22 protein-coding genes and 1 other annotated feature are annotated in these 21,304 nt (G+C 50.5%); all 22 genes read left to right on the forward strand.

What is annotated here, in order from left to right:
- Positions 1–9 precede the first annotated feature (9 nt).
- On the forward strand, positions 10–525 hold the full coding sequence (locus WMW72_RS32870) for an NYN domain-containing protein (protein WP_341419822.1): 516 nt from the start codon (positions 10–12) through the stop codon (positions 523–525).
- A 115-nt stretch (positions 526–640) separates the two neighbouring features.
- Positions 641–1,285: an RNA polymerase sporulation sigma factor SigH gene (sigH, locus tag WMW72_RS32875; protein WP_341419823.1), complete on the forward strand. Its 645-nt coding sequence runs from the start codon at positions 641–643 to the stop codon at positions 1,283–1,285.
- 265 nt (positions 1,286–1,550) lie between these two features.
- Positions 1,551–1,700 carry a 50S ribosomal protein L33 gene (gene rpmG, locus WMW72_RS32880; RefSeq protein ID WP_072338042.1) on the forward strand — a complete coding sequence of 50 codons (150 nt, stop codon included), beginning with the start codon at positions 1,551–1,553 and terminating at the stop codon, positions 1,698–1,700.
- Positions 1,701–1,720: 20 nt separating this feature from the next.
- The gene (secE, locus tag WMW72_RS32885) at positions 1,721–1,933 is read left to right on the forward strand and encodes a preprotein translocase subunit SecE (protein WP_072338041.1); all 213 of its coding nucleotides are present in this window, start codon (positions 1,721–1,723) and stop codon (positions 1,931–1,933) included.
- A 28-nt stretch (positions 1,934–1,961) separates the two neighbouring features.
- A complete protein-coding gene (gene nusG, locus WMW72_RS32890) occupies positions 1,962–2,495 on the forward strand; it encodes a transcription termination/antitermination protein NusG (RefSeq protein ID WP_341419824.1) in 534 nt (177 codons plus the stop codon).
- 41 nt (positions 2,496–2,536) lie between these two features.
- Positions 2,537–2,962, forward strand: coding sequence for a 50S ribosomal protein L11 (gene rplK, locus WMW72_RS32895; RefSeq protein ID WP_072338039.1), 426 nt, complete (start codon positions 2,537–2,539; stop codon positions 2,960–2,962).
- An 80-nt stretch (positions 2,963–3,042) separates the two neighbouring features.
- Positions 3,043–3,735, forward strand: coding sequence for a 50S ribosomal protein L1 (gene rplA, locus WMW72_RS32900; RefSeq protein ID WP_341419825.1), 693 nt, complete (start codon positions 3,043–3,045; stop codon positions 3,733–3,735).
- A 56-nt stretch (positions 3,736–3,791) separates the two neighbouring features.
- Positions 3,792–3,955, forward strand: a sequence feature (ribosomal protein L10 leader region).
- Positions 3,956–4,057: 102 nt separating this feature from the next.
- A complete protein-coding gene (gene rplJ / locus WMW72_RS32905) occupies positions 4,058–4,570 on the forward strand; it encodes a 50S ribosomal protein L10 (protein WP_341419826.1) in 513 nt (170 codons plus the stop codon).
- 62 nt (positions 4,571–4,632) lie between these two features.
- Entirely contained in the window at positions 4,633–4,995 is a 363-nt protein-coding gene (gene rplL, locus WMW72_RS32910) for a 50S ribosomal protein L7/L12 (protein ID WP_341419827.1), read from the forward strand.
- 177 nt (positions 4,996–5,172) lie between these two features.
- A complete protein-coding gene (locus tag WMW72_RS32915) occupies positions 5,173–5,772 on the forward strand; it encodes a class I SAM-dependent methyltransferase (protein WP_341419828.1) in 600 nt (199 codons plus the stop codon).
- A 381-nt stretch (positions 5,773–6,153) separates the two neighbouring features.
- Positions 6,154–9,690 (forward strand): DNA-directed RNA polymerase subunit beta, encoded by a 3,537-nt coding sequence (gene rpoB / locus WMW72_RS32920; RefSeq protein ID WP_341419868.1) that lies wholly within the window; start codon positions 6,154–6,156, stop codon positions 9,688–9,690.
- 116 nt (positions 9,691–9,806) lie between these two features.
- Positions 9,807–13,427, forward strand: coding sequence for a DNA-directed RNA polymerase subunit beta' (rpoC, locus tag WMW72_RS32925; RefSeq protein ID WP_341419829.1), 3,621 nt, complete (start codon positions 9,807–9,809; stop codon positions 13,425–13,427).
- 145 nt (positions 13,428–13,572) lie between these two features.
- Complete coding sequence (locus tag WMW72_RS32930; protein WP_341419830.1) at positions 13,573–13,824, forward strand: ribosomal L7Ae/L30e/S12e/Gadd45 family protein; 252 nt, start codon at positions 13,573–13,575, stop codon at positions 13,822–13,824.
- Between the two features lie 128 nt (positions 13,825–13,952).
- Complete coding sequence (gene rpsL, locus WMW72_RS32935) at positions 13,953–14,372, forward strand: 30S ribosomal protein S12 (protein ID WP_341419831.1); 420 nt, start codon at positions 13,953–13,955, stop codon at positions 14,370–14,372.
- Between the two features lie 48 nt (positions 14,373–14,420).
- Positions 14,421–14,891: a 30S ribosomal protein S7 gene (rpsG, locus tag WMW72_RS32940; protein ID WP_072338031.1), complete on the forward strand. Its 471-nt coding sequence runs from the start codon at positions 14,421–14,423 to the stop codon at positions 14,889–14,891.
- 35 nt (positions 14,892–14,926) lie between these two features.
- On the forward strand, positions 14,927–17,002 hold the full coding sequence (gene fusA / locus WMW72_RS32945) for an elongation factor G (RefSeq protein WP_341419832.1): 2,076 nt from the start codon (positions 14,927–14,929) through the stop codon (positions 17,000–17,002).
- Positions 17,003–17,036: 34 nt separating this feature from the next.
- The gene (gene tuf, locus WMW72_RS32950) at positions 17,037–18,227 is read left to right on the forward strand and encodes an elongation factor Tu (RefSeq protein ID WP_341419833.1); all 1,191 of its coding nucleotides are present in this window, start codon (positions 17,037–17,039) and stop codon (positions 18,225–18,227) included.
- Positions 18,228–18,477: 250 nt separating this feature from the next.
- Positions 18,478–18,786, forward strand: a complete 309-nt coding sequence (gene rpsJ / locus WMW72_RS32955) for a 30S ribosomal protein S10 (RefSeq protein WP_062410373.1) — start codon at positions 18,478–18,480, stop codon at positions 18,784–18,786.
- A 54-nt stretch (positions 18,787–18,840) separates the two neighbouring features.
- Complete coding sequence (rplC, locus tag WMW72_RS32960; protein WP_341419834.1) at positions 18,841–19,467, forward strand: 50S ribosomal protein L3; 627 nt, start codon at positions 18,841–18,843, stop codon at positions 19,465–19,467.
- A 24-nt stretch (positions 19,468–19,491) separates the two neighbouring features.
- Complete coding sequence (gene rplD / locus WMW72_RS32965) at positions 19,492–20,115, forward strand: 50S ribosomal protein L4 (protein WP_341419835.1); 624 nt, start codon at positions 19,492–19,494, stop codon at positions 20,113–20,115.
- On the forward strand, positions 20,115–20,405 hold the full coding sequence (gene rplW / locus WMW72_RS32970) for a 50S ribosomal protein L23 (protein WP_072338026.1): 291 nt from the start codon (positions 20,115–20,117) through the stop codon (positions 20,403–20,405). The genes rplD and rplW overlap by 1 nt, the downstream gene beginning before the upstream one ends.
- Positions 20,406–20,434: 29 nt before the next feature.
- Positions 20,435–21,265, forward strand: coding sequence for a 50S ribosomal protein L2 (gene rplB / locus WMW72_RS32975; RefSeq protein WP_341419836.1), 831 nt, complete (start codon positions 20,435–20,437; stop codon positions 21,263–21,265).
- The last annotated feature ends 39 nt before the right edge of the window (positions 21,266–21,304 follow it).

Genomic DNA, 21,304 nt, shown 5'->3' on the forward strand with positions numbered 1-21,304 from the left:
GTGGGCGTTATGATCCAGGAGATTCTAATCGTGGACGGCTATAACATTATCGGTGCCTGGCCTGAGCTTCAGAAGCTGAAGGAGATCCGGCTGGAAGAAGCACGTGACCGGCTTATTCAGATTATGGCCGAGTACCAGTCCTTCTCGGGGATGAAGGTCATGCTGGTGTTCGACGCGTACTATGTGCCCGGTCATGGACGGCAGTACTTGCAGAGCAAGCTTCCGGTCTATTTCACCAAGGAAAAGGAGACGGCTGACGAGCTCATCGAGCGTCTGGTTACGACCCATGTGGGCCGCCGCAAGCAGGTTTATGTCGCGACTTCGGATATGACCGAGCAGCATGTCATCTTCGGAAAGGGCGCCTTCCGCGTCCCCGCCGGGGAGCTGCTGATTAAGGTCCGGCAGGCCAGGCAGGAGGTCCGGCGCAAAATCCGGGAGGAGACGGAAGTCAGGCGCAATACGTTCGACAATGCCCTCAGCGACGAGCTTCGAAAGCGGCTTGAGGAGTGGCGGAGAGGCCGCTGAAACTGCCGTAAAGTCTCGCTTATGGCAAGCTTAGGCAAGTCGAATTTTATTGACGGTGATAGATTACATAATGTATACTAGCCTTATCTTTCAAGCGCAGGCCGGAGGGATTGTGGTGAGTGTCGACCTCAAAGAGTTGAGAATGTACGAATACGACCTCAAGGCTGACGAAGACGTAGTCGAAGCGGTCCGCGAAGGCGACAGCGATGCGCTGGAGTACTTGATTAACAAGTATCGTAATTTCGTTCGAGCCAAGGCCCGGTCGTACTTTCTGATCGGTGCCGATCGAGAAGATATCGTACAGGAAGGTATGATCGGACTGTACAAGTCCATTCGCGACTTTCGTGGCGATAAGCTTGCCTCCTTCAAGGCGTTTGCCGAGCTTTGCATCACCCGTCAGATTATCACGGCCATTAAGACGGCCACCCGTCAGAAGCATATTCCTCTCAATTCTTACGTATCCCTGGACAAGCCCATCTATGATGAAGACTCCGATAGAACGCTGCTCGATGTCATATGCGGCTCGCGCGTGTCCGATCCGGAAGAATTGATTATTAATCAAGAGGAATTCAGCGGCCTGGAAGACAAGATGGGCGAGATTCTGAGTGATCTCGAACGCAAGGTGCTGATGCTGTATCTGGACGGCAGATCCTATCAGGAAATTGCCGTGGATCTGGACCGTCACGTGAAATCGATCGACAACGCATTGCAGCGGGTCAAACGCAAGCTGGAGCGATATTTGGAAGTACGCGATGCATAAACAAGCACCTCTCTCGAAAGTGAGAAGGTGCTCTTTTTTATGCCGTTCTTTCGGCTGCACTTGCTAGGGTTTATCCGCTCGGCTTACTGACTATACTGATAGGAGCAGGCAGCGGAGGAACTGACTATGCAGCTAGAGTTCCTATTTCCTTGACAGAAGAATAACCGTATGATAATGTATTCAGGTAGCCTTAGCGAAGTAGGCGTTTTTTTTGCTGAGCGTGTAAGGCTGTAAATCAGAGGCTGGTCCGTAGGAGGTGTACATCATGCGGGTGATCATCACATTAGCGTGCACAAACTGCAAGCAAAGAAACTATGCGTCTTCCAAGAACAAGCGCAACCATCCTGACCGCATGGAGCTCAAGAAATATTGCAAGTATTGCAATGAACAAACGGCTCATCGCGAAACTCGCTAGTTTTTCTGGAGGTGTAGGTTGTGTCCTTTTTGGCTAAAGTGAAGCAGGGATTCGGCAGCACGTTTTCTTTTTTTGGGGACGCATGGTCCGAATTGAAAAAAGTAAAGTGGCCTAGCCGTAAAGAGCTGATTAGTTACACGCTGGTCGTGTTATTTACGGTCATCTTCGTGACGGTGTACTTCTACGTTCTGGACTTAGGGATTTCGGAGCTGCTTCGCCTCGTGTTTAAATAATCTAGGCTGATTGGTGGCGCTAATGGGAATGGAAAAGAGATGGTACGTCGTACATACCTATTCCGGGTATGAAAACAAGGTGAAGGCTAACTTGGAAAAACGTGTGGAATCTATGGACATGAAGGACAAGATCTTTCGCGTGCTCGTTCCCATGGAAGAAGAGTTGGTGAATAAAGACGGTAAGAAGAAGACGGTAATGCGTAAAGTATATCCCGGATACGTGCTGGTGGAAATGATCCAGACCGACGATTCGTGGTATGTGGTGCGTAATACCCCTGGCGTTACCGGGTTTGTCGGGTCGACCGGTTCCGGTTCGAAACCGACCGCGCTGCTTCCTGAGGAAGTGGACTCGATTCTAAAGCACATGGGAATGGAAGAGCCGAAACCGAAGATCGATTTCGAGCTTCGAGATACGGTACGCGTGAAAGTCGGCCCGTTCGCCAACTTTGTTGGGTCCGTGGAGGAAATACTGGTCGACAAAAGCAAGCTAAAAGTTCACGTCAATATGTTTGGCAGGGAAACGCCGCTGGAGCTGGATTACCATCAGGTAGAAAAGCTGTAGGCTGACGGACTTGTCATACTACATGCGAGGAGGTGTCACACATGGCTAAAAAAGTTATTAAAATGGTGAAACTGCAAGTTCCTGCAGGGAAAGCGAACCCGGCGCCGCCGATCGGTCCTGCACTCGGTCAAGCAGGTGTTAACATCATGGCTTTCTGCAAAGAGTTCAACGCTCGTACTGCAGACCAAGCTGGCTTGATCATCCCGGTTGTTATCACAGTGTTCGAGGATCGTTCTTTCACGTTCGAGACGAAAACACCTCCGGCTGCTGTATTGCTTCGCGTTGCTGCTGGTATCGAGAAGGGTTCCGGCGAACCGAACAAGAAGAAAGTCGCTACGGTTAAGCGTTCGAAAGTACGTGAAATCGCTGAGCAAAAAATGCCTGACCTGAACGCTGCATCCGTAGAGGCTGCTATGCGCATGGTTGAAGGTACAGCTCGCAGCATGGGCGTTGTCATCGAAGACTAATTCGTGACCGCTTGTAGATGCAGCTAGGGTTTCAAACAGTGGGAGGATATTCCGCTAGTACCACATAGGAGGACTGTAAAGTGGCTAAACACGGCAAAACATACTTGGAAGCTGCCAAGTTGATTGACGCTGACAAATTCTACGAGCCGCTCGAAGCGATCGAGCTCGTGAAGAAATCGGCACGTGCCAAGTTCGACGAAACTGTCGAAGTGGCTGTACGTCTGGGCGTAGACCCGCGTAAACAAGACCAAGCCGTTCGTGGCGTGGTTGTACTGCCTCACGGCACAGGTAAAACCAAGCGTGTGCTTGTATTCGCCAAAGGCGACAAAGCTAAGGAAGCGGAAGCTGCCGGTGCTGACTTCGTAGGCGATCAAGACATGATCAACAAAATCCAGCAAGGCTGGTTCGACTTCGATGTCTGCGTAGCTACGCCGGACATGATGAGTGAAGTCGGTAAACTCGGCCGTATCTTGGGTGGTAAAGGTTTGATGCCTAACCCTAAAGCGGGTACTGTTACGTTCGACGTAACAAAAGCCGTTCAGGAAATCAAGGCAGGTAAAATCGAATACCGTCTGGATAAAGCCGGACAAATCCATGCTCCGATCGGGAAAGTTTCCTTCGATGCTGAGAAGCTCGCTGAAAACTTCAAAGCCCTGGTCGACGCGCTGAACAGAGCGAAACCGGCTGCAGCTAAAGGGGTATACCTGAAGAACATCGCGGTATCCTCGACGCAAGGTCCAAGCGCTCGTGTCAACGCAGCAGGTCAACGCTAGAAAATAGTAGCCCGTTGACTTTACCAGTCAACTGTGCTAACCTATTCTAGGTTGTTAACAAACGAATATGCTTACCGTAGACAGCAGGTGCCTGAGCTTCAGGCTTAATTTCCTGCCGAGGTGTTATGATAAACGTTCGATATTCAAAGCTTCACGGCTTGTGGAATATGGGAATCATCATGCCTTCGCTCTTGTCTGCGAAGGCATTTTTGCTGGTTGCGAAGATGCCTTCGTCGGACAATCGACACGTGCGGACGATGTTTACGATAGGTAAAATGCTTACGAAGCAGTTTCTTCACAGAAACTTGTAGGAGGTGCAAAAATGGCAAACGCAAAAATTATCGAGCAAAAAGCGGCACAAGTAACGGAAGTGGCAGAGAAGCTGAAAGGCAGCTCTTGCGCAATCGTTGCGGACTACCGTGGTTTGAACGTAGCTCAAGTAACCGAGCTGCGCAAACAACTGCGTGAAGCTGGCGTAGAATTCCAAGTATTGAAAAATACATTGGTGCGCCGTGCGACTGCTGGCGCGGAATTGACCGACCTGGACACATACCTGACTGGTCCTACCGCGATCGCATTCAGCAAGGACGACATCATTACTCCTGCGAAGATCTTGACGAACTTCGCTAAGAAGAATGACAAGCTGGAAGTGAAAGCAGGCGTGGTTGAAGGTAAAGTTGTTGATTTCAACCAAATCAAAGCTTTGGCCGAGCTGCCTTCCCGCGAAGGTTTGCTGTCCATGTTGCTTAGCGTCCTTCAAGCTCCAGTTCGCAACTTTGCCCTCGCGGTCAAAGCTGTTGCTGACAAACAAGAAGGCGGCGCGCAAGAAGCCTAAGAACCCAGCAAGAACTGCATTTCAAAATCAAATATCTTAATGGATATAATGGAGGTTTAACCATGAGCAAAGAGCAAATCTTGGAAGCCATCAAAGGCATGACTGTACTGGAACTGAACGATCTGGTTAAAGCAATCGAAGAAGAGTTCGGCGTAACTGCAGCAGCTCCTGTAGCTGTAGTAGCAGGCGGCGCAGCTGCTGAAGTTGAAGAGCAAACAGAATTCGACGTAATTCTGAACAACGCTGGCGCATCCAAAATCAACGTTATCAAAGCTGTTCGCGAACTGACAGGCCTGGGTCTGAAAGAAGCGAAAGATCTGGTAGACAGCGCTCCAAAAGCAATCAAAGAGAAGATCGGCAAAGAAGAAGCCGATACGATCAAAGCTAAATTGGAAGAAGCAGGCGCTTCCGTAGAAGTGAAGTAATTTTGCTTGGCGACAGACCCCTTGCCCGAGGCTGACCTCTGCAAGGGGTCTTCCTGTTGAGATGCCTCATTGAGCGGACGTTTTTCTTCCGACATCAAGGAAAGGCCTGGGTGATGTATCAAGAAAAGCTGCTGCTTGATGGGGATGCACCATTTGTAGATAGGGGGAGAGTCTGCCTTGTCCGAACATTATTACACCTCGAAGCCGAGCGCGCGTCATGATCTGCATCGCTTAGAAGAAACGCTGCGCGGGCATAAGCTCATCCTGGAGACGGATGCAGGCGTTTTCTCGAAGAAAGGGATCGATTTTGGGTCCAAGCTGCTGATTGAGACGATGGCCATCACGCCGAACGCGAATGCGCTGGATGTGGGCTGCGGTTATGGTCCGATCGGACTTAGCTCTGCGCTTCTGGCTCGTGATGGCCATGTCACCATGGTTGATATTAATGAGAGAGCGGTAGAACTTGCAAGGCGGAATGCGGTCCTCAACCAGATTGCCAATGTGACGGTACTGCAAAGCGACCGGCTCGAGGCTGTCGAAAGCAAGAAATTTGACGTGGTTTTGACCAATCCGCCTATTCGTGCGGGCAAAGAGATTGTGCACAGTATTTTCGAGCAGGCGCATCAGGTGCTGGTGCCTGGTGGGACTCTGTGGGTAGTCATCCAGAAGAAACAGGGAGCGCCTTCCGCATATGCCAAGCTGGAGTCCTTGTTTGCAGCAGTTGAGGAAGTCGAACGCGACAGGGGATACTGGATCTTGAAGGCCACGAAGGGCTGATCCCAGAGGCGTTCCCGGAATGTGTGATTTGATACGTTAGCCTAGATGGAAAAATGTTGACTTGCAAGTTTCAATGTGTTATTATTATAAAATGTCAGCCTTATAATTGGGGCATTTCTCTTTAGTTGACTAAAATGTCAAGGTTTTTTTGTACCGGGTTGAATAAAGTTTGAACATTTGACGTATAATGTTTAGATTTTACGTAAACCCTACAGGGTATGAAGAAAAATATGGTAAATATGCACGACAAGTGTCTATTATCTTGCATCAGGATTAGAAGCTTCTAAAAGAAGTTTGACTTCGCGAGATTTTTAGTCGAGAAGGCTTCCAGAGAGGCTTTTATTTTGTTCTATATGAACAAACATGAGGGGTGAATCTAAGTTGGCGGGTCATCTTGTTCAATTAGGTCGACGTAAACGCAGGTCGTACGCTCGGATTCATGAGGTTTTGGAAGTTCCGAATCTGATTGAGATCCAACAAAAATCGTACCAATGGTTTTTGGATGAGGGATTGCGCGAAATGTTTCAGGATATTTCCCCGATTCAGGATTTTACGGGGAATTTGGTGTTGGAATTTATCGACTATTCTCTCGGAGAACCTAAGTATTCGGTAGACGAATCCAAGGAGCGCGATGTAACCTACGCAGCACCGCTTCGTGTGAAGGTGCGATTGATCAATAAGGAAACCGGAGAAGTCAAGGAGCAAGAAGTGTTCATGGGGGATTTCCCACTCATGACCGAAACGGGGACCTTCATTATTAACGGCGCTGAACGGGTAATCGTCAGCCAGCTGGTTCGATCCCCTAGCGTATATTTCAGTACCAAGGTTGATAAAAACGGTAAAAAGACATACACCGCAACGGTGATTCCGAACCGTGGTGCATGGCTGGAGCTGGAGACGGACGCGAAGGACATTATCTATGTGCGTATCGACCGTACCCGTAAAATTCCGGTTACCGTTCTGCTTCGTGCTCTTGGTTTCGGCACAGATGCGGAGATCATCGAACTGCTCGGCGATGATGAATACATCCGTAACACGCTCGATAAGGATAACACCGATTCGACGGACAAGGCTCTGATTGAAATCTACGAGCGCCTCCGTCCAGGTGAGCCGCCGACTTTGGACAATGCAAGAAGCTTGCTCGTTGCTCGCTTCTTCGATCCGAAGCGGTATGATCTCGCTAACGTGGGACGGTATAAAATCAACAAGAAGCTTCATATTAAAAACCGTCTGTTCAACCAACGTCTGGCTGAAACGCTCGCTGATAGCAACACCGGTGAGATTATCGCAGAAGCAGGTCAAGTGATTGACCGCCGCCTCCTGGATACGATTCTGCCATATCTCGAAGATAGCGTTGGATTCAAAGAATATAATATTGCCAATGGCGTCATGGAGAACGAGCATATTCCGCTGCAGTGCATCCATGTGTACTCGCCGATCGAAGAAGGTAAAGTCGTTAAGGTTATTGCTAACGGCAAGATTGAGAAAAACGTTAAGCACATTACACCGGCTGACATTATCGCTTCCATCAACTATTTCATCGATCTGCTTCATGGTATCGGAAGCACGGACGACATTGACCACTTGGGCAACCGTCGTCTGCGTTCGGTAGGCGAATTGCTGCAGAACCAGTTCCGTATCGGTCTTTCCCGGATGGAGCGTGTAGTTCGTGAACGGATGTCCATCCAGGATGTCAACACGATTACGCCTCAGCAGCTGATCAACATTCGTCCGGTTATCGCTTCGATCAAAGAGTTCTTCGGTAGCTCCCAGCTGTCCCAGTTTATGGACCAGACGAACCCGCTGGCCGAGCTTACGCATAAACGTCGTCTGTCCGCACTCGGACCCGGCGGTTTGACGCGTGAGCGCGCAGGCTTCGAAGTTCGTGACGTGCATCACTCCCACTATGGGCGGATGTGTCCGATCGAGACTCCCGAAGGTCCGAACATTGGTTTGATCAACTCCTTGTCGACATTCGCGCGCGTGAACGAGTTCGGATTTATCGAAGCTCCTTACCGCCGGGTTGACCCGAATACGGAAATTGTCACCGATGAAATTTCTTATCTGACCGCCGATGAGGAAGATAACTACGTAGTCGCTCAGGCGAATGCGGAGTTGACTGAGGAAGGCTTGTTCGCTAACGATACGGTCATCGTCCGTTATAAGGATGATAACCTTCGGATTGCCAAAGAGCGCGTCGATTACATGGACGTATCTCCGAAGCAAGTCGTGTCTGTCGCAACAGCGCTGATTCCGTTCCTCGAGAACGATGACTCCAACCGTGCGCTCATGGGATCAAACATGCAGCGGCAAGCGGTGCCGCTCTTGATTCCTAAGGCTCCGCTGGTCGGTACGGGAATGGAGCATAAGTCGGCGAAAGATTCCGGCGTATGTATCGTTGCTAAGGTTAACGGTATTGTTGAGAAAGTATCTGCCAACGAGATCTGGGTCCGTAAACAAGAGACGGTCGATGGCCGCCTGGTTAACGGCGATATCGTGAAGCATAAGCTGCATAAATTCCTGCGTTCCAACCAAGGGACGTGCATCAATCAGCGTCCGATTTGTCACAAAGGCGAGCTGGTACGTGTTGGTGACATTCTCGCTGACGGTCCTTCGACCGAGCAAGGCGAGCTGGCACTGGGCCGTAACGTCGTCGTAGCCTTTATGACTTGGGAAGGCTACAACTATGAGGATGCGATCCTGCTAAGTGAGCGTCTGGTGAAGGAAGATGTATATACCTCGATCCATATCGAGGAATACGAATCTGAAGCCCGCGATACGAAGCTCGGACCGGAAGAAATTACGCGTGATATCCCGAACGTCGGGGAAGATGCGTTGAAAAATCTCGATGAGCGCGGCATCATTCGTGTCGGTGCTGAGATTGCTGCCGGCGATATCCTGGTCGGTAAAGTTACGCCTAAGGGCGTTACGGAGCTGACAGCGGAAGAACGCTTGCTGCATGCGATCTTCGGTGAGAAGGCGCGTGAAGTTCGCGATACGTCCCTGCGGGTTCCGCATGGTACGGACGGAATCGTCGTTGATGTTAAAGTATTTACCCGTGAGAACGGCGATGAGCTGCCTCCTGGTGTAAATCAGCTCGTTCGTGTCTATATTGCCCAGAAACGGAAAATTTCCGAGGGCGATAAAATGGCGGGACGTCACGGTAACAAGGGTGTCGTTGCCCGGATTCTGCCGGAAGAGGACATGCCGTTCATGCCGGATGGTACGCCGGTCGAAGTCGTTCTGAACCCGCTCGGCGTTCCGTCGCGGATGAACATCGGTCAGGTGCTCGAGGTTCACTTGGGTATGGCCGCACGTTTCCTCGGCATTCACACCGCCTCTCCGGTATTCGACGGAGCGCGTGAGTACGACGTGTTCGATGCGATGGAAGAAGCCGGCATGCAGCGCAACGGTAAGACGATGCTGTACGATGGCCGGACGGGCGATTCGTTCGAACGCGAAGTTACGGTCGGCGTTATGTATATGATCAAACTGGCGCACATGGTTGACGATAAGATCCATGCCCGTTCTACGGGGCCATACTCGCTCGTTACGCAGCAGCCACTCGGCGGTAAAGCCCAGTTCGGCGGCCAGCGCTTCGGGGAGATGGAAGTATGGGCGCTTGAGGCTTATGGCGCTGCCTATACGCTTCAAGAAATCTTGACCGTGAAGTCCGATGATGTGGTCGGTCGTGTCAAGACGTATGAATCCATCGTGAAGGGCGAGAACGTACCGGAGCCGGGCGTTCCTGAATCCTTCAAGGTTCTGATTAAAGAGCTTCAGAGCTTGGGTATGGACGTGAAGATTCTCTCTGGAGATGAGCAAGAGATCGAGATGAGAGAAATGGACGACGAAGACGAAGTAACCAGCGACAAGCTGAACTTGAATTTAGAAGGCGCAGAGATGGGCGTAGAGTAAACTGCTGCCATAGACGCGTGTTTTAGGCGCCGCAGGGCGCCTAAGGCCGTATTTTCGAGCTTGCAGGTGTTCCGATAGGATTTGATGAGAGACAATAGTTGGAGGAGGGTTGCTCCTTGATCGACGTCAACAATTTTGAGTTCATGAAAATCGGATTGGCTTCCCCGGAGAAAATCCGTTCGTGGTCTAGAGGCGAAGTAAAGAAACCGGAGACGATCAACTACAGAACGTTAAAGCCGGAGAAGGAAGGCTTGTTCTGCGAGAAAATTTTCGGGCCGACCAAGGATTGGGAATGTCACTGCGGTAAATATAAACGCGTCCGTTATAAAGGCGTCGTGTGCGATCGCTGCGGCGTAGAAGTTACCCGCCAGAAGGTACGCCGCGAACGGATGGGCCATATCGAGCTCGCGGCTCCCGTGTCGCACATCTGGTATTTCAAGGGTATTCCGAGCCGTATGGGTCTGGCCCTCGACATGTCGCCGCGTTCGCTGGAAGAGATCATTTACTTCGCTTCTTACGTAGTAACCGATCCAGGTGATACGCCGCTGGAGAAGAAACAGTTGCTCTCCGAGAAGGAATACCGCAGCTACCGCGAGAAATACGGCTATGCGTTCCAGGCTGGTATGGGTGCCGAAGCGGTGAAGAAACTGCTCTCGGATATCGATATTGAGAAGGAAGTCGACATGCTGAAGGAAGAGCTCCGTACGGCACAAGGCCAACGCCGTAACCGTGCGATCAAGCGCCTTGAAGTCATGGAAGCTTTCCGGAACTCGAAGAACCTGCCAGGCTGGATGGTACTTGATGTGCTGCCGGTCATTCCGCCGGAGCTTCGTCCGATGGTACAGCTGGACGGCGGACGTTTCGCAACGTCTGACCTGAACGATCTGTACCGCCGGGTTATCAACCGGAACAACCGCTTGAAGCGTCTGCTTGATCTTGGAGCGCCGGACATTATCGTGCAGAATGAGAAGCGGATGCTGCAGGAAGCCGTCGATGCATTGATCGACAACGGCCGCCGCGGCCGTCCGGTCACAGGACCGGGTAACCGTCCGCTCAAATCCCTCAGCCACATGCTGAAAGGGAAGCAAGGACGTTTCCGTCAGAACTTGCTAGGTAAACGGGTTGACTATTCCGGTCGTTCCGTTATCGTCGTAGGGCCTAGCCTGAAGATGTACCAATGCGGTCTGCCGAAGGAAATGGCTCTCGAATTGTTCAAGCCTTTCGTCATGAAGGAGCTTGTGAATAAAGGACTTGCCCATAACATCAAGAGCGCTAAACGCAAAGTTGAACGCGTCAGCCCGGAAGTGTGGGACGTATTGGAAGAAGTCATCAAGGAGCATCCGGTTCTGTTGAACCGTGCCCCTACGCTTCACCGTCTCGGTATTCAGGCATTCGAACCGATCTTGGTCGAAGGCCGCGCTATCAAGCTTCATCCGCTCGTATGTACGGCTTATAACGCCGACTTCGACGGTGACCAGATGGCCGTTCACGTACCGCTGTCTGCTGAAGCTCAAGCTGAAGCCCGCGTGCTGATGCTGGCGTCCGGTAACATCCTGAACCCTAAGGATGGCAAGCCGGTCGTTACACCTTCGCAGGATATGGTGCTGGGAAGCTTCTATCTGACGACGGAGAACAAAGAGTCCAAAGGCTCGTACACCATCATCCGCACGGTAGCGGAAGCCGTATCGATGTATCATCGCGGCGATGCTTCCCTGCATGCCCGTGTGGCTATTCCGGCCAAAGCGCTCGGCAAAACGAGCTTTACTCCGGAACAGCAGGAAGCGATGCTGGTCACGACGGTCGGTAAAATCATCTTCAACGAGATTTATCCGAAGGACTTCCCGTTCATCAACGAAGCGACCAAAGCGAACCTGCTGGGTGGCGTATCGGATGCGTATTTCGTCTTCGACAAGGGTGGAGACATCCGTGCCAAGATGGAAGAGCTGCCTGAGACGAAGGCTGTAGGTAAGGATTATCTCGGTACGATTATCGCGGAATGCTTCCGTCGCTACCATACGACGCAAACATCCGTGATCCTGGACAACATCAAACAGCTCGGATTTACGTACTCTACGCGCGCCGGGATTACGATCGCGGTTGCCGACGTTACGGTTCCTTCGGAGAAGGACGAAATCCTGGCACAGTCCGATGAGAAGGTCAAAGTGGTTACGAACCAGTACCGCCGTGGTCTGATTACCGACGACGAGCGCTATGACCGCGTTATCGCGATCTGGAGCAAAGCGAAGGACGAAATCACGGAAATCCTGATGAAGTCCCTCGATAAATACAATTCCATCAACATGATGGTGGAATCCAAAGCACGGGGTAACAAATCGCAGATCACTCAGCTGGGCGGGATGCGCGGTCTGATGGCCAATCCATCGGGTAAAATCATGGAGTTGCCAATCAAATCGAACTTCCGCGAAGGCCTGACGGTCTTGGAATACTTTATCTCGACGCACGGTGCCCGTAAAGGTTTGGCGGATACGGCCCTTCGTACGGCTGACTCCGGTTACCTGACGCGCCGTCTGGTCGACGTTGCCCAAGACGTTATCGTCCGTGACGAAGATTGCGGTACGGATAAAGGCTTTACGGTCAGCACCATTCGTGACGGTAAGGAAATCATCGAGGAGCTGTACGACCGGATCGAAGGACGTTATTCCTTCGAAACGATCCGTCATCCGCAAACCGGCGAAGTGCTGGTGAACCGCAACGAGCTGATCGAAGCTACGATTGCCGATCAGATCATTGCCGCAGGTGTCGAGCGTATCCAGATCCGTTCCGTCCTGAGCTGCCGTTCCAAGCATGGCGTCTGCAAGAAGTGCTACGGACGTAACCTGGCTACTGGCCAGCATGTGGAGATCGGTGAAGCTGTAGGTATTATCGCCGCGCAATCCATCGGGGAGCCGGGAACCCAGCTCACGATGCGTACGTTCCATACCGGGGGCGTTGCCGGAGACGATATCACCCAAGGTTTGCCGCGTATTCAGGAGCTTTTCGAAGCCCGGAATCCGAAGGGGCAAGCGATCATCACCGAAATCGACGGTGTCGTGAAGGAAATTCGCGAAGCGAAGGACCGCCGCGAGATCGAGGTTCAAGGCGAAGCTGAGTCCAAGACTTACAACGTCCCTTACGGCTCCCGGATTCGTGTAACTGCGAATCAGGCTGTAGAGGCCGGCGACGAGCTCACGGAGGGTTCGATCGATCCGAAGGAAATGCTGCGCATCAAGGGTATTCGCGGCGTGCAGAACTATATCCTGCAGGAAGTTCAGCGCGTTTACCGGAACCAAGGGGTAGAAATCAACGACAAACACGTTGAGGTCATGATCCGTCAGATGCTGCGCAAGATCCGTATCGTCGATGCAGGGAATACGACCTTGCTGCCAGGCTCCTTTGTGGATATCCACGAGTACGAGGAAGCTAACAAGGTGTCTCTGTTCGCTGGAGAAGAGCCTGCGGTTGCCAAGCCGGTATTGCTCGGTATCACCAAGGCTTCCTTGGAGACCGACTCCTTCTTGTCCGCAGCATCGTTCCAGGAGACAACTCGTGTCCTGACAGATGCGGCGATCAAGGGTAAAGTGGACCAATTGCTTGGTCTGAAGGAGAATGTTATCATCGGTAAGCTGATTCCAGCGGGTACGGGGATGAATCGTTACCGCAACATCCGGATCACCGATCCGAATGCAGAACCGATTGATGAATTGACGGATGAAGCAGAAGCTGTAACCGTCGAATAGTAAAGGGTGTCCGGCCGTCCACATGTGAATAATAAATTCATAAATAAGACGGTCGGGACTTCTTGACACGGTCATAGCAAGATGCTACTATATCAAAGTGTGCCAATTTGCAAGCCACGTAACCTCTACTTTGGAGGGGATTTACTTGGATCTCAATAAAGTAAAGCAGGCTGCGAAGCTGGCGATCGGTACCAAGCAAGCTACGAAGACAGTGGAGCAAGGCATAGCCGCTGAAGTATTCGTAGCAAAAGATGCAGATCCGCGAATTACGATAAAAATGATTAACCTCTGCAAGAAGATGGAGGTTAAGCTCACATACGTGGAATCCATGAATATGCTCGGTAAAGCGTGTGGCATCGAAGTAGGCGCCGCGATGGCGGCTGTAATAAATGAATAATAAGCCGACGTTTTTGTTCGGGAATTGCTTAAAAGTCCCGGGCAAAGACGTTTCCTTTGTTCATTTATGATTCGCCTGGATCTGTGGGCTTGAAAATGTAAGTTATTCTGTTGAAGGAGGTGGCCACTATGCCAACAATTAACCAGCTCGTCCGTAAAGGACGCCAAGCTAAAGTTGTAAAATCCAAATCCCCGGCTCTTCAAAGAGGTTTCAACGCCTTGAAAAGAGAGCAGACGGATATCAGCTCCCCTCAAAAACGCGGCGTTTGCACGCGTGTAGGTACCATGACGCCGAAAAAACCGAACTCCGCCCTTCGTAAGTATGCGCGTGTTCGTTTGACTAACCGTGTCGAGGTAACAGCTTATATTCCGGGTATCGGACACAACCTGCAAGAGCACAGCGTTGTACTGATCCGCGGAGGTCGTGTTAAAGACCTTCCAGGGGTACGTTATCACATCGTTCGCGGCGCGCTCGATACTGCAGGTGTGAACAACCGTAAACAATCTCGTTCCAAGTACGGTACGAAACGTCCTAAAGTGAAGAAGTAAGAACAGCTTAACCACATCACATGATTTTTTTGAGAAAGGGGGATAACTATGCCTCGTAAAGGTCCAGTTACTCGCAGAGACGTATTGCCAGATCCGGTGTATAACAGCAAATTGGTTACTCGTTTGATCAACCGTATTATGATCGACGGTAAAAGAGGAGTAGCACAATCTATTCTGTATAATGCATTCGGTCTGATTCAAGAGCGTACAGGCAAGGAGCCGATGGAAGTTTTCGAACAAGCCATCAAGAACATCATGCCTGTCCTCGAAGTCAAAGCTCGCCGTGTGGGGGGCGCGAACTACCAGGTGCCGATCGAAGTTCGTCCAGAACGCCGTTCGACATTGGGACTTCGCTGGCTCGTGAACTACTCCCGTCTTCGTGGTGAGAAGACGATGGAAGAAAGATTGGCAGCTGAAATCATGGATGCTGCTAACAACACCGGTGCTTCCGTTAAGAAGCGTGAAGATACGCACAAAATGGCTGAAGCCAACAAAGCGTTCGCTCACTATCGCTGGTAGAATATAATCCACGAGTTTAGGAAGGAGAAAACCTGATGGCTAGACAGTTCTCCTTGAAAGATACGCGTAATATCGGGATCATGGCGCATATTGATGCGGGTAAGACAACCACGACTGAACGTATCTTGTTCTACACAGGCCGTGTACACAAAATCGGTGAGGTCCACGAAGGTGGAGCTACGATGGACTGGATGGAGCAAGAGCAGGAGCGCGGAATCACGATCACGTCCGCTGCTACTACAGCTCAGTGGAAAGACCACCGCATCAATATTATCGACACCCCGGGGCACGTTGACTTCACCGTTGAAGTTGAACGTTCCCTCCGCGTATTGGACGGAGCAGTAGGCGTGTTCAGTGCCAAAGAAGGCGTTGAACCGCAATCGGAGACCGTTTGGAGACAAGCGGACCGTTATGGCGTTCCACGGATTGCCTACGTAAACAAAATGGACATCATCGGCGCAGACTTCTTGCAAGTTATCGAGTCGATGCGTGCTAAACTCGGTGCTAACGCAGTTGCGATCCAACTGCCGATCGGCGCAGAGAATGGTTTTGTCGGCGTAGTTGATCTGGTTGAGCGTAAATCCTATGTCTATAAAGACGATCTGGGTAAAGACCCTGTAGAAGGTCCAGTGCCAGACGATCTGAAAGAACAGGTCGAAGCACTTCGCCTGGAGCTCGTTGAGAAGGTTGCAGAACTCGACGAAGCCCTCATGGAGAAGTACCTCGAAGGCGAAGAGCTTACAATTGCGGAAATCAAAGCAGGACTGCGCAAAGGCGTTTGTTCTGTAAGTATCTTCCCGGTTATCTGCGGTTCGTCTTACCGTAACAAAGGCGTTCAGATGATGCTCGATGCCGTTATCGACTATCTTCCATCCCCAATCGACGTACCAGATATCAAAGGTACGCTTGAAGACGGTACAGAAGTAGTTCGTAAATCTGCTGACGATCAGCCATTCTCGGCGCTTGCTTTCAAAATCATGACAGATCCGTTTGTTGGACGTTTGACATTCTTCCGCGTATACTCCGGTGTGTTGAGCGCTGGTTCGTACGTATTGAATGCAACGAAAGGCAAGCGCGAGCGTATCGGACGTATTCTTCAGATGCATGCGAACAGCCGTCAGGAAATCAGCGATGTTTACTCCGGTGATATCGCGGCAGCTGTAGGCTTGAAGGATACCGTTACAGGCGATACACTGTCTGATGAGAAAAGCCCGGTTATCCTTGAGTCCATGAACTTCCCTGAGCCGGTTATCCAGCTCGCGGTTGAGCCTAAGACCAAAGCTGACCAGGACAAAATGGGTATTGCTTTGTCCAAGCTTTCCGAAGAAGATCCGACTTTCCGTGCGCACACGGATGAAGAAACAGGCCAAACGATCATTGCAGGTATGGGTGAGCTTCATCTGGAGATCATCGTAGACCGTATGCTTCGCGAGTTCAAGGTAGAAACCAACGTGGGTAAACCACAGGTTGCTTACCGTGAGACATTCAAGCAAGCTGCAAAAGTCGAAGGCAAGTTTGTTCGTCAATCCGGCGGCCGCGGTCAGTATGGCCATTGTTGGGTGGAGTTCTCGCCGCTTGAGCCAGGAACTGGCTTCCAGTTCGAAAGCAAAATCGTCGGTGGTTCGATTCCTAAGGAATTCGTAGCTCCGATCCAAGCGGGTATTGAAGAATCCATGAAAAACGGCGTATACGCAGGCTTCCCGCTTGTGGATATCAAAGCAACCGTTGTTGACGGATCGTACCACGATGTTGACTCCAGTGAAATGGCATTTAAGATCGCAGGTTCGATGGCACTCAAGGCAGCAGCCGAGAAGTGTAAGCCGGTATTGCTTGAGCCAATCATGAAAGTAGAAGTTACCGTTCCTGAAGAGTACATGGGCGATGTTATGGGTGACCTGAACTCCCGCCGTGGACGTATCGAAGGTATGGATGCACGCTTCGGCGCGCAAATCATCCGTGCTAAGGTGCCTTTGTCTGAAATGTTCGGTTATTCCACGACACTGCGTTCGCGTACCCAAGGTCGCGGCGTATACTCGATGGAAATCTCGCACTATGAAGAAGTACCTAAGTCGATTGCGGAAGAAATCGTCGCAAAAAACAAAGGTGCCTAAAATATATTCCATTATCTGAGGAGGCAATCCACTCATGGGAAAAGCGAAGTTTGAACGCAATAAGCCGCACGTTAACATCGGCACAATCGGTCACGTTGACCATGGTAAAACAACGCTGACAGCTGCAATCACAACTGTACTGTCCAAAAAATACGGCGGTGCTGCAGTAGCATTCGACCAAATCGACAAAGCTCCAGAAGAGCGCGAGCGCGGTATCACGATCTCCACAGCTCACGTTGAATACGAAACTCCTAACCGTCACTACGCACACGTAGACTGCCCAGGCCACGCCGACTATGTTAAAAACATGATCACCGGCGCAGCTCAAATGGACGGCGCTATCCTGGTTGTATCCGCAGCTGACGGCCCTATGCCGCAAACTCGCGAGCACATCCTGCTGTCCCGTCAAGTAGGCGTTCCTTACATCGTCGTATTCCTGAACAAATGTGATATGGTTGAAGACGAAGAGCTCTTGGAACTGGTTGAAATGGAAGTTCGCGACCTGCTCAACGAGTACGAGTTCCCAGGCGACGATACTCCAATCGTTCGTGGCGCAGCTCGTGAAGCTCTGCAAAACCCAGATGGTCCTTGGGCTGACAAAATCGTTGAGCTGTTCGAGCACATCGATACTTACATCCCAACTCCAGAACGCGACACTGACAAGCCTTTCCTGATGCCAGTAGAGGACGTGTTCACGATCACTGGTCGTGGTACCGTTGCTACAGGTCGTGTAGAGCGCGGTGTAGTTAAAGTCGGCGACGAAGTTGAAATCATCGGTCTGCAAGAAGAAACTCGTAAGAGTGTCTGCACAGGCGTTGAAATGTTCCGTAAATTGCTCGATTCCGCTCAAGCGGGCGACAACATCGGCGCACTGCTTCGCGGCGTAGAGCGTAAAGATATCGAGCGTGGACAAGTTATCGCGAAACCGGGTTCGGTTAAGCCACACACAAACTTCACAGCTCAAATCTACGTTCTGACTAAAGAAGAGGGTGGCCGTCACAAGCCTTTTTTCACAGGCTACCGTCCACAATTCTACTTCCGTACAACTGACGTTACAGGTATCATCAACCTGCCAGAAGGTACTGAAATGGTAATGCCAGGCGACAACATCTCCGTAACGGTTGAGCTGATCTCGCCAATCGCTATCGAAGAAGGTACTCGCTTCGCTATCCGCGAAGGCGGACGTACTGTTGGTGCCGGTGCGGTTGCATCGATCCAAAAGTAATAGCTTTTCAAGGCCCTTCATCCTTATGGATGAAGGGTTTTTTGGCGTTAAAAAAAAATTAGGCGCACCACTAGGTTTTTGCTTGCTTTTTTCCTCCCGATTTAATATAATAGTGAACGTTGGTCTGTGACGTTGCGATGATGTGAGAGGTTGCTGACACACCCGGCCCCTTTGCCATAGGGGTGGAGCGTCAGGAGATTTTCACGGAGTATGTCCGATACTAAATTGGGCGATAGAAGGAGGGAATACAATGGCAAAGCAAAAGATTCGTATTCGTTTGAAGGCTTATGATCACAGAATTCTGGATCAATCCGCAGAAAAAATCGTGGATACAGCCAAACGTTCCGGTGCAGGAGTGTCTGGTCCGATTCCGCTTCCAACCGAGAAGCAAATCATCACGATTCTTCGTGCTGTTCATAAGTACAAAGATTCGCGTGAGCAATTCGAAATGCGCACACATAAGCGTTTGATCGATATCGTGAATCCTACGCCGCAAACGGTTGATGCGCTGATGCGTCTGGATCTGCCGTCCGGTGTGGACATCGAAATCAAACTGTAATATACACATTGTGGATAAATACAAACAAGCTACAAAAGAAAAGAGGTGTCAACGATGACTAAAGGTATCTTAGGAAAAAAACTTGGGATGACTCAAGTGTTTACTCCAGAAGGATTGGTTGTACCGGTTACTGTAATCCAAGCAGGTCCTAACACGGTTCTGCAGAAGAAGGACGCGGAGAACGACGGTTACGAAGCTATCCAAATCGGTTTTGACGAAAAGAAAGAACAAAGAGCCAATAAACCGGAGCTCGGCCATGTGAAGAAAGCCGGTGCTACGCCTAAGCGCTACATTAAGGAAATTCGCGGCGTTGATATTGCTGGTTATGAAGTTGGCCAGGAAATCAAAGCAGATCTGTTCTCCGAAGGCGAATTCGTTGACGTAACGGGTATCTCCAAAGGTAAAGGATTCCAAGGCGTTATCAAGCGTCATAACCAATCCAGAGGCCCAATGACTCACGGTTCCCGTTATCACCGCGGTCCTGGTTCCATGGGTTCCATCCAAGCTAACCGTGTACCGAAAGGCAAGAAATTGCCAGGACACATGGGTAAAGAAACGGTAACGATTCAAAAGCTTGAAGTGGTTAAGGTTGATGTTGAGCGCAACGTGCTTCTGATTAAAGGTTCCATTCCGGGTCCTAAAAATAGCTACGTAACCGTCAAAGCTACGGTGAAGAAGTAAGCAAGCAGGAAAGGAGGATAACAAATGCCAAAAGTAGCAGTATTTAATGTCAGTGGTTCGCAAGTGGGCGAAGTCGAATTGGCCGAGAGCGTATTCGGAATCGAACCCCATGCACATGTACTGAATCAAGCTGTTCTGTTGCAACGCGCTTCGCTTCGTGCAGGTACGCACAAAACGAAGGGTCGTTCCGAAGTTCGTGGCGGTGGCCGTAAGCCTTGGAAACAAAAAGGTACTGGACGTGCTCGTCAAGGTAGTATCCGCTCTCCTCAATGGAAAGGCGGCGGTGTGGTTTTCGGACCAACTCCTCGCAGCTACTCGTTCAAACTGCCTAAGAAAGTTCGTCGCTTGGCGATTAAATCCGCGTTGTCTTCTAAGGTGAAGGCTAGCGAAATCATCGTTCTGGACCAACTGCAACTGTCCGCTCCTAAGACGAAGGAATTTGCAGCTATCCTGAACAACCTGAAAGTTGAGCGTAAAGCCTTGGTAGTGACAGCTGGCTACGAAGAAAACGTAGCATTGTCCGCACGCAACATTCCTGGCGTTAAGTTTGTTATCGCTGAAGGAATCAACGTGCTCGACGTATTGTCTTATGACAAGCTGATCATTACGAAGGACGCGGTGCAAAAGGTAGAGGAGGTGTTTGCGTAATGAAGAACCCTCGCGATATTATTAAGCGCCCGATCATTACTGAACGTACTAGCGAAATGATGGCCGACAAAAAATATGTGTTCGAGGTTGACATCCGTACGAACAAAACGGAAATCAAGCAAGCGATCGAACAAATCTTCAAAGTGAAAGTAACGAACGTGAACACACTTAGAATGCCGGCTAAGCCAAAGCGTTACGGCCGTTACTCCGGTTATACATCCGAGTGGAAAAAAGCGATTGTAACTCTTTCGGCAGACAGCAAAGAGCTGGAGTTCTTTGAGTCCGTCTAAGACACTTCTCAAGTAAGGAGGGAAACCACGTGCCAATTAAAAAGTATAAACCAACGTCCCCGGCGAGACGTGCGATGTCCGTTTCGACTTTCGAAGAAATCACAACATCCACACCGGAGAAATCGCTTTTGGCTCCATTGAGCAAAAAAGCTGGACGTAACAACCAAGGTAAAATTACGGTTCGTCACCAAGGCGGCGGACATAAGCGTAAATACCGGATTATCGACTTCAAACGTAACAAAGATGGAATACCTGGACGCGTTGCTACGATCGAATACGATCCAAACCGTTCGGCTAACATCGCGCTGATCCACTACGTGGATGGCGAAAAACGCTACATCATCGCTCCTAAAGGCTTGAAAGTGGGCGATCAAATCGTATCCGGCCCTGAGGCTGATATCAAAATCGGTAACGCTCTTCCTATGGAGAACATTCCGGTTGGTACGGTTATCCACAACATTGAGCTGAAGCCAGGCAAAGGCGGCCAATTGGTTCGCGCGGCAGGTACAGAAGCTCAATTGCTTGGTAAAGAAGAACGTTATGTAACAGTTCGTCTGTCTTCCGGCGAAATGAGAAAAATCCTTAAAGTTTGCCGCGCTACAATCGGTTCCGTCGGTAACGAGGATTATGAACTCATTAAAATCGGTAAAGCTGGCCGTTCCCGCTGGCTCGGACAAAGACCGGAAGTTCGCGGTTCCGTCATGAACCCTAACGATCACCCACACGGTGGTGGTGAAGGCCGTTCCCCGATCGGTCGCAAATCTCCAATGTCCCCATGGGGCAAGCCGACGCTTGGTTACAAAACACGGAAGAAAAACAAAGCTTCCAATCAATACATTGTACGTCGCCGTACGAAGTAAGACGGTTGACTCGGAAACACGCGTTGCTTAAAGAAGGGA

The organism is Paenibacillus filicis, from assembly GCF_038070315.1.
GTDB lineage: Bacteria > Bacillota > Bacilli > Paenibacillales > NBRC-103111 > Paenibacillus_G > Paenibacillus_G filicis.

Coding starts and splice junctions, on each gene's coding strand:
- tuf (WP_341419833.1), top strand. CDS start 17,037: ATGGGAAAAGCGAAGTTTGAACGCAATAAGCCGCACGTTAACATCGGC.
- rpsG (WP_072338031.1), top strand. CDS start 14,421: ATGCCTCGTAAAGGTCCAGTTACTCGCAGAGACGTATTGCCAGATCCG.
- rplC (WP_341419834.1), top strand. CDS start 18,841: ATGACTAAAGGTATCTTAGGAAAAAAACTTGGGATGACTCAAGTGTTT.
- WMW72_RS32870 (WP_341419822.1), top strand. CDS start 10: ATGATCCAGGAGATTCTAATCGTGGACGGCTATAACATTATCGGTGCC.
- fusA (WP_341419832.1), top strand. CDS start 14,927: ATGGCTAGACAGTTCTCCTTGAAAGATACGCGTAATATCGGGATCATG.
- rplL (WP_341419827.1), top strand. CDS start 4,633: ATGAGCAAAGAGCAAATCTTGGAAGCCATCAAAGGCATGACTGTACTG.
- rplK (WP_072338039.1), top strand. CDS start 2,537: ATGGCTAAAAAAGTTATTAAAATGGTGAAACTGCAAGTTCCTGCAGGG.
- rpsJ (WP_062410373.1), top strand. CDS start 18,478: ATGGCAAAGCAAAAGATTCGTATTCGTTTGAAGGCTTATGATCACAGA.
- rplW (WP_072338026.1), top strand. CDS start 20,115: ATGAAGAACCCTCGCGATATTATTAAGCGCCCGATCATTACTGAACGT.
- rplD (WP_341419835.1), top strand. CDS start 19,492: ATGCCAAAAGTAGCAGTATTTAATGTCAGTGGTTCGCAAGTGGGCGAA.
- rpmG (WP_072338042.1), top strand. CDS start 1,551: ATGCGGGTGATCATCACATTAGCGTGCACAAACTGCAAGCAAAGAAAC.
- rplJ (WP_341419826.1), top strand. CDS start 4,058: ATGGCAAACGCAAAAATTATCGAGCAAAAAGCGGCACAAGTAACGGAA.
- rpsL (WP_341419831.1), top strand. CDS start 13,953: ATGCCAACAATTAACCAGCTCGTCCGTAAAGGACGCCAAGCTAAAGTT.
- nusG (WP_341419824.1), top strand. CDS start 1,962: ATGGAAAAGAGATGGTACGTCGTACATACCTATTCCGGGTATGAAAAC.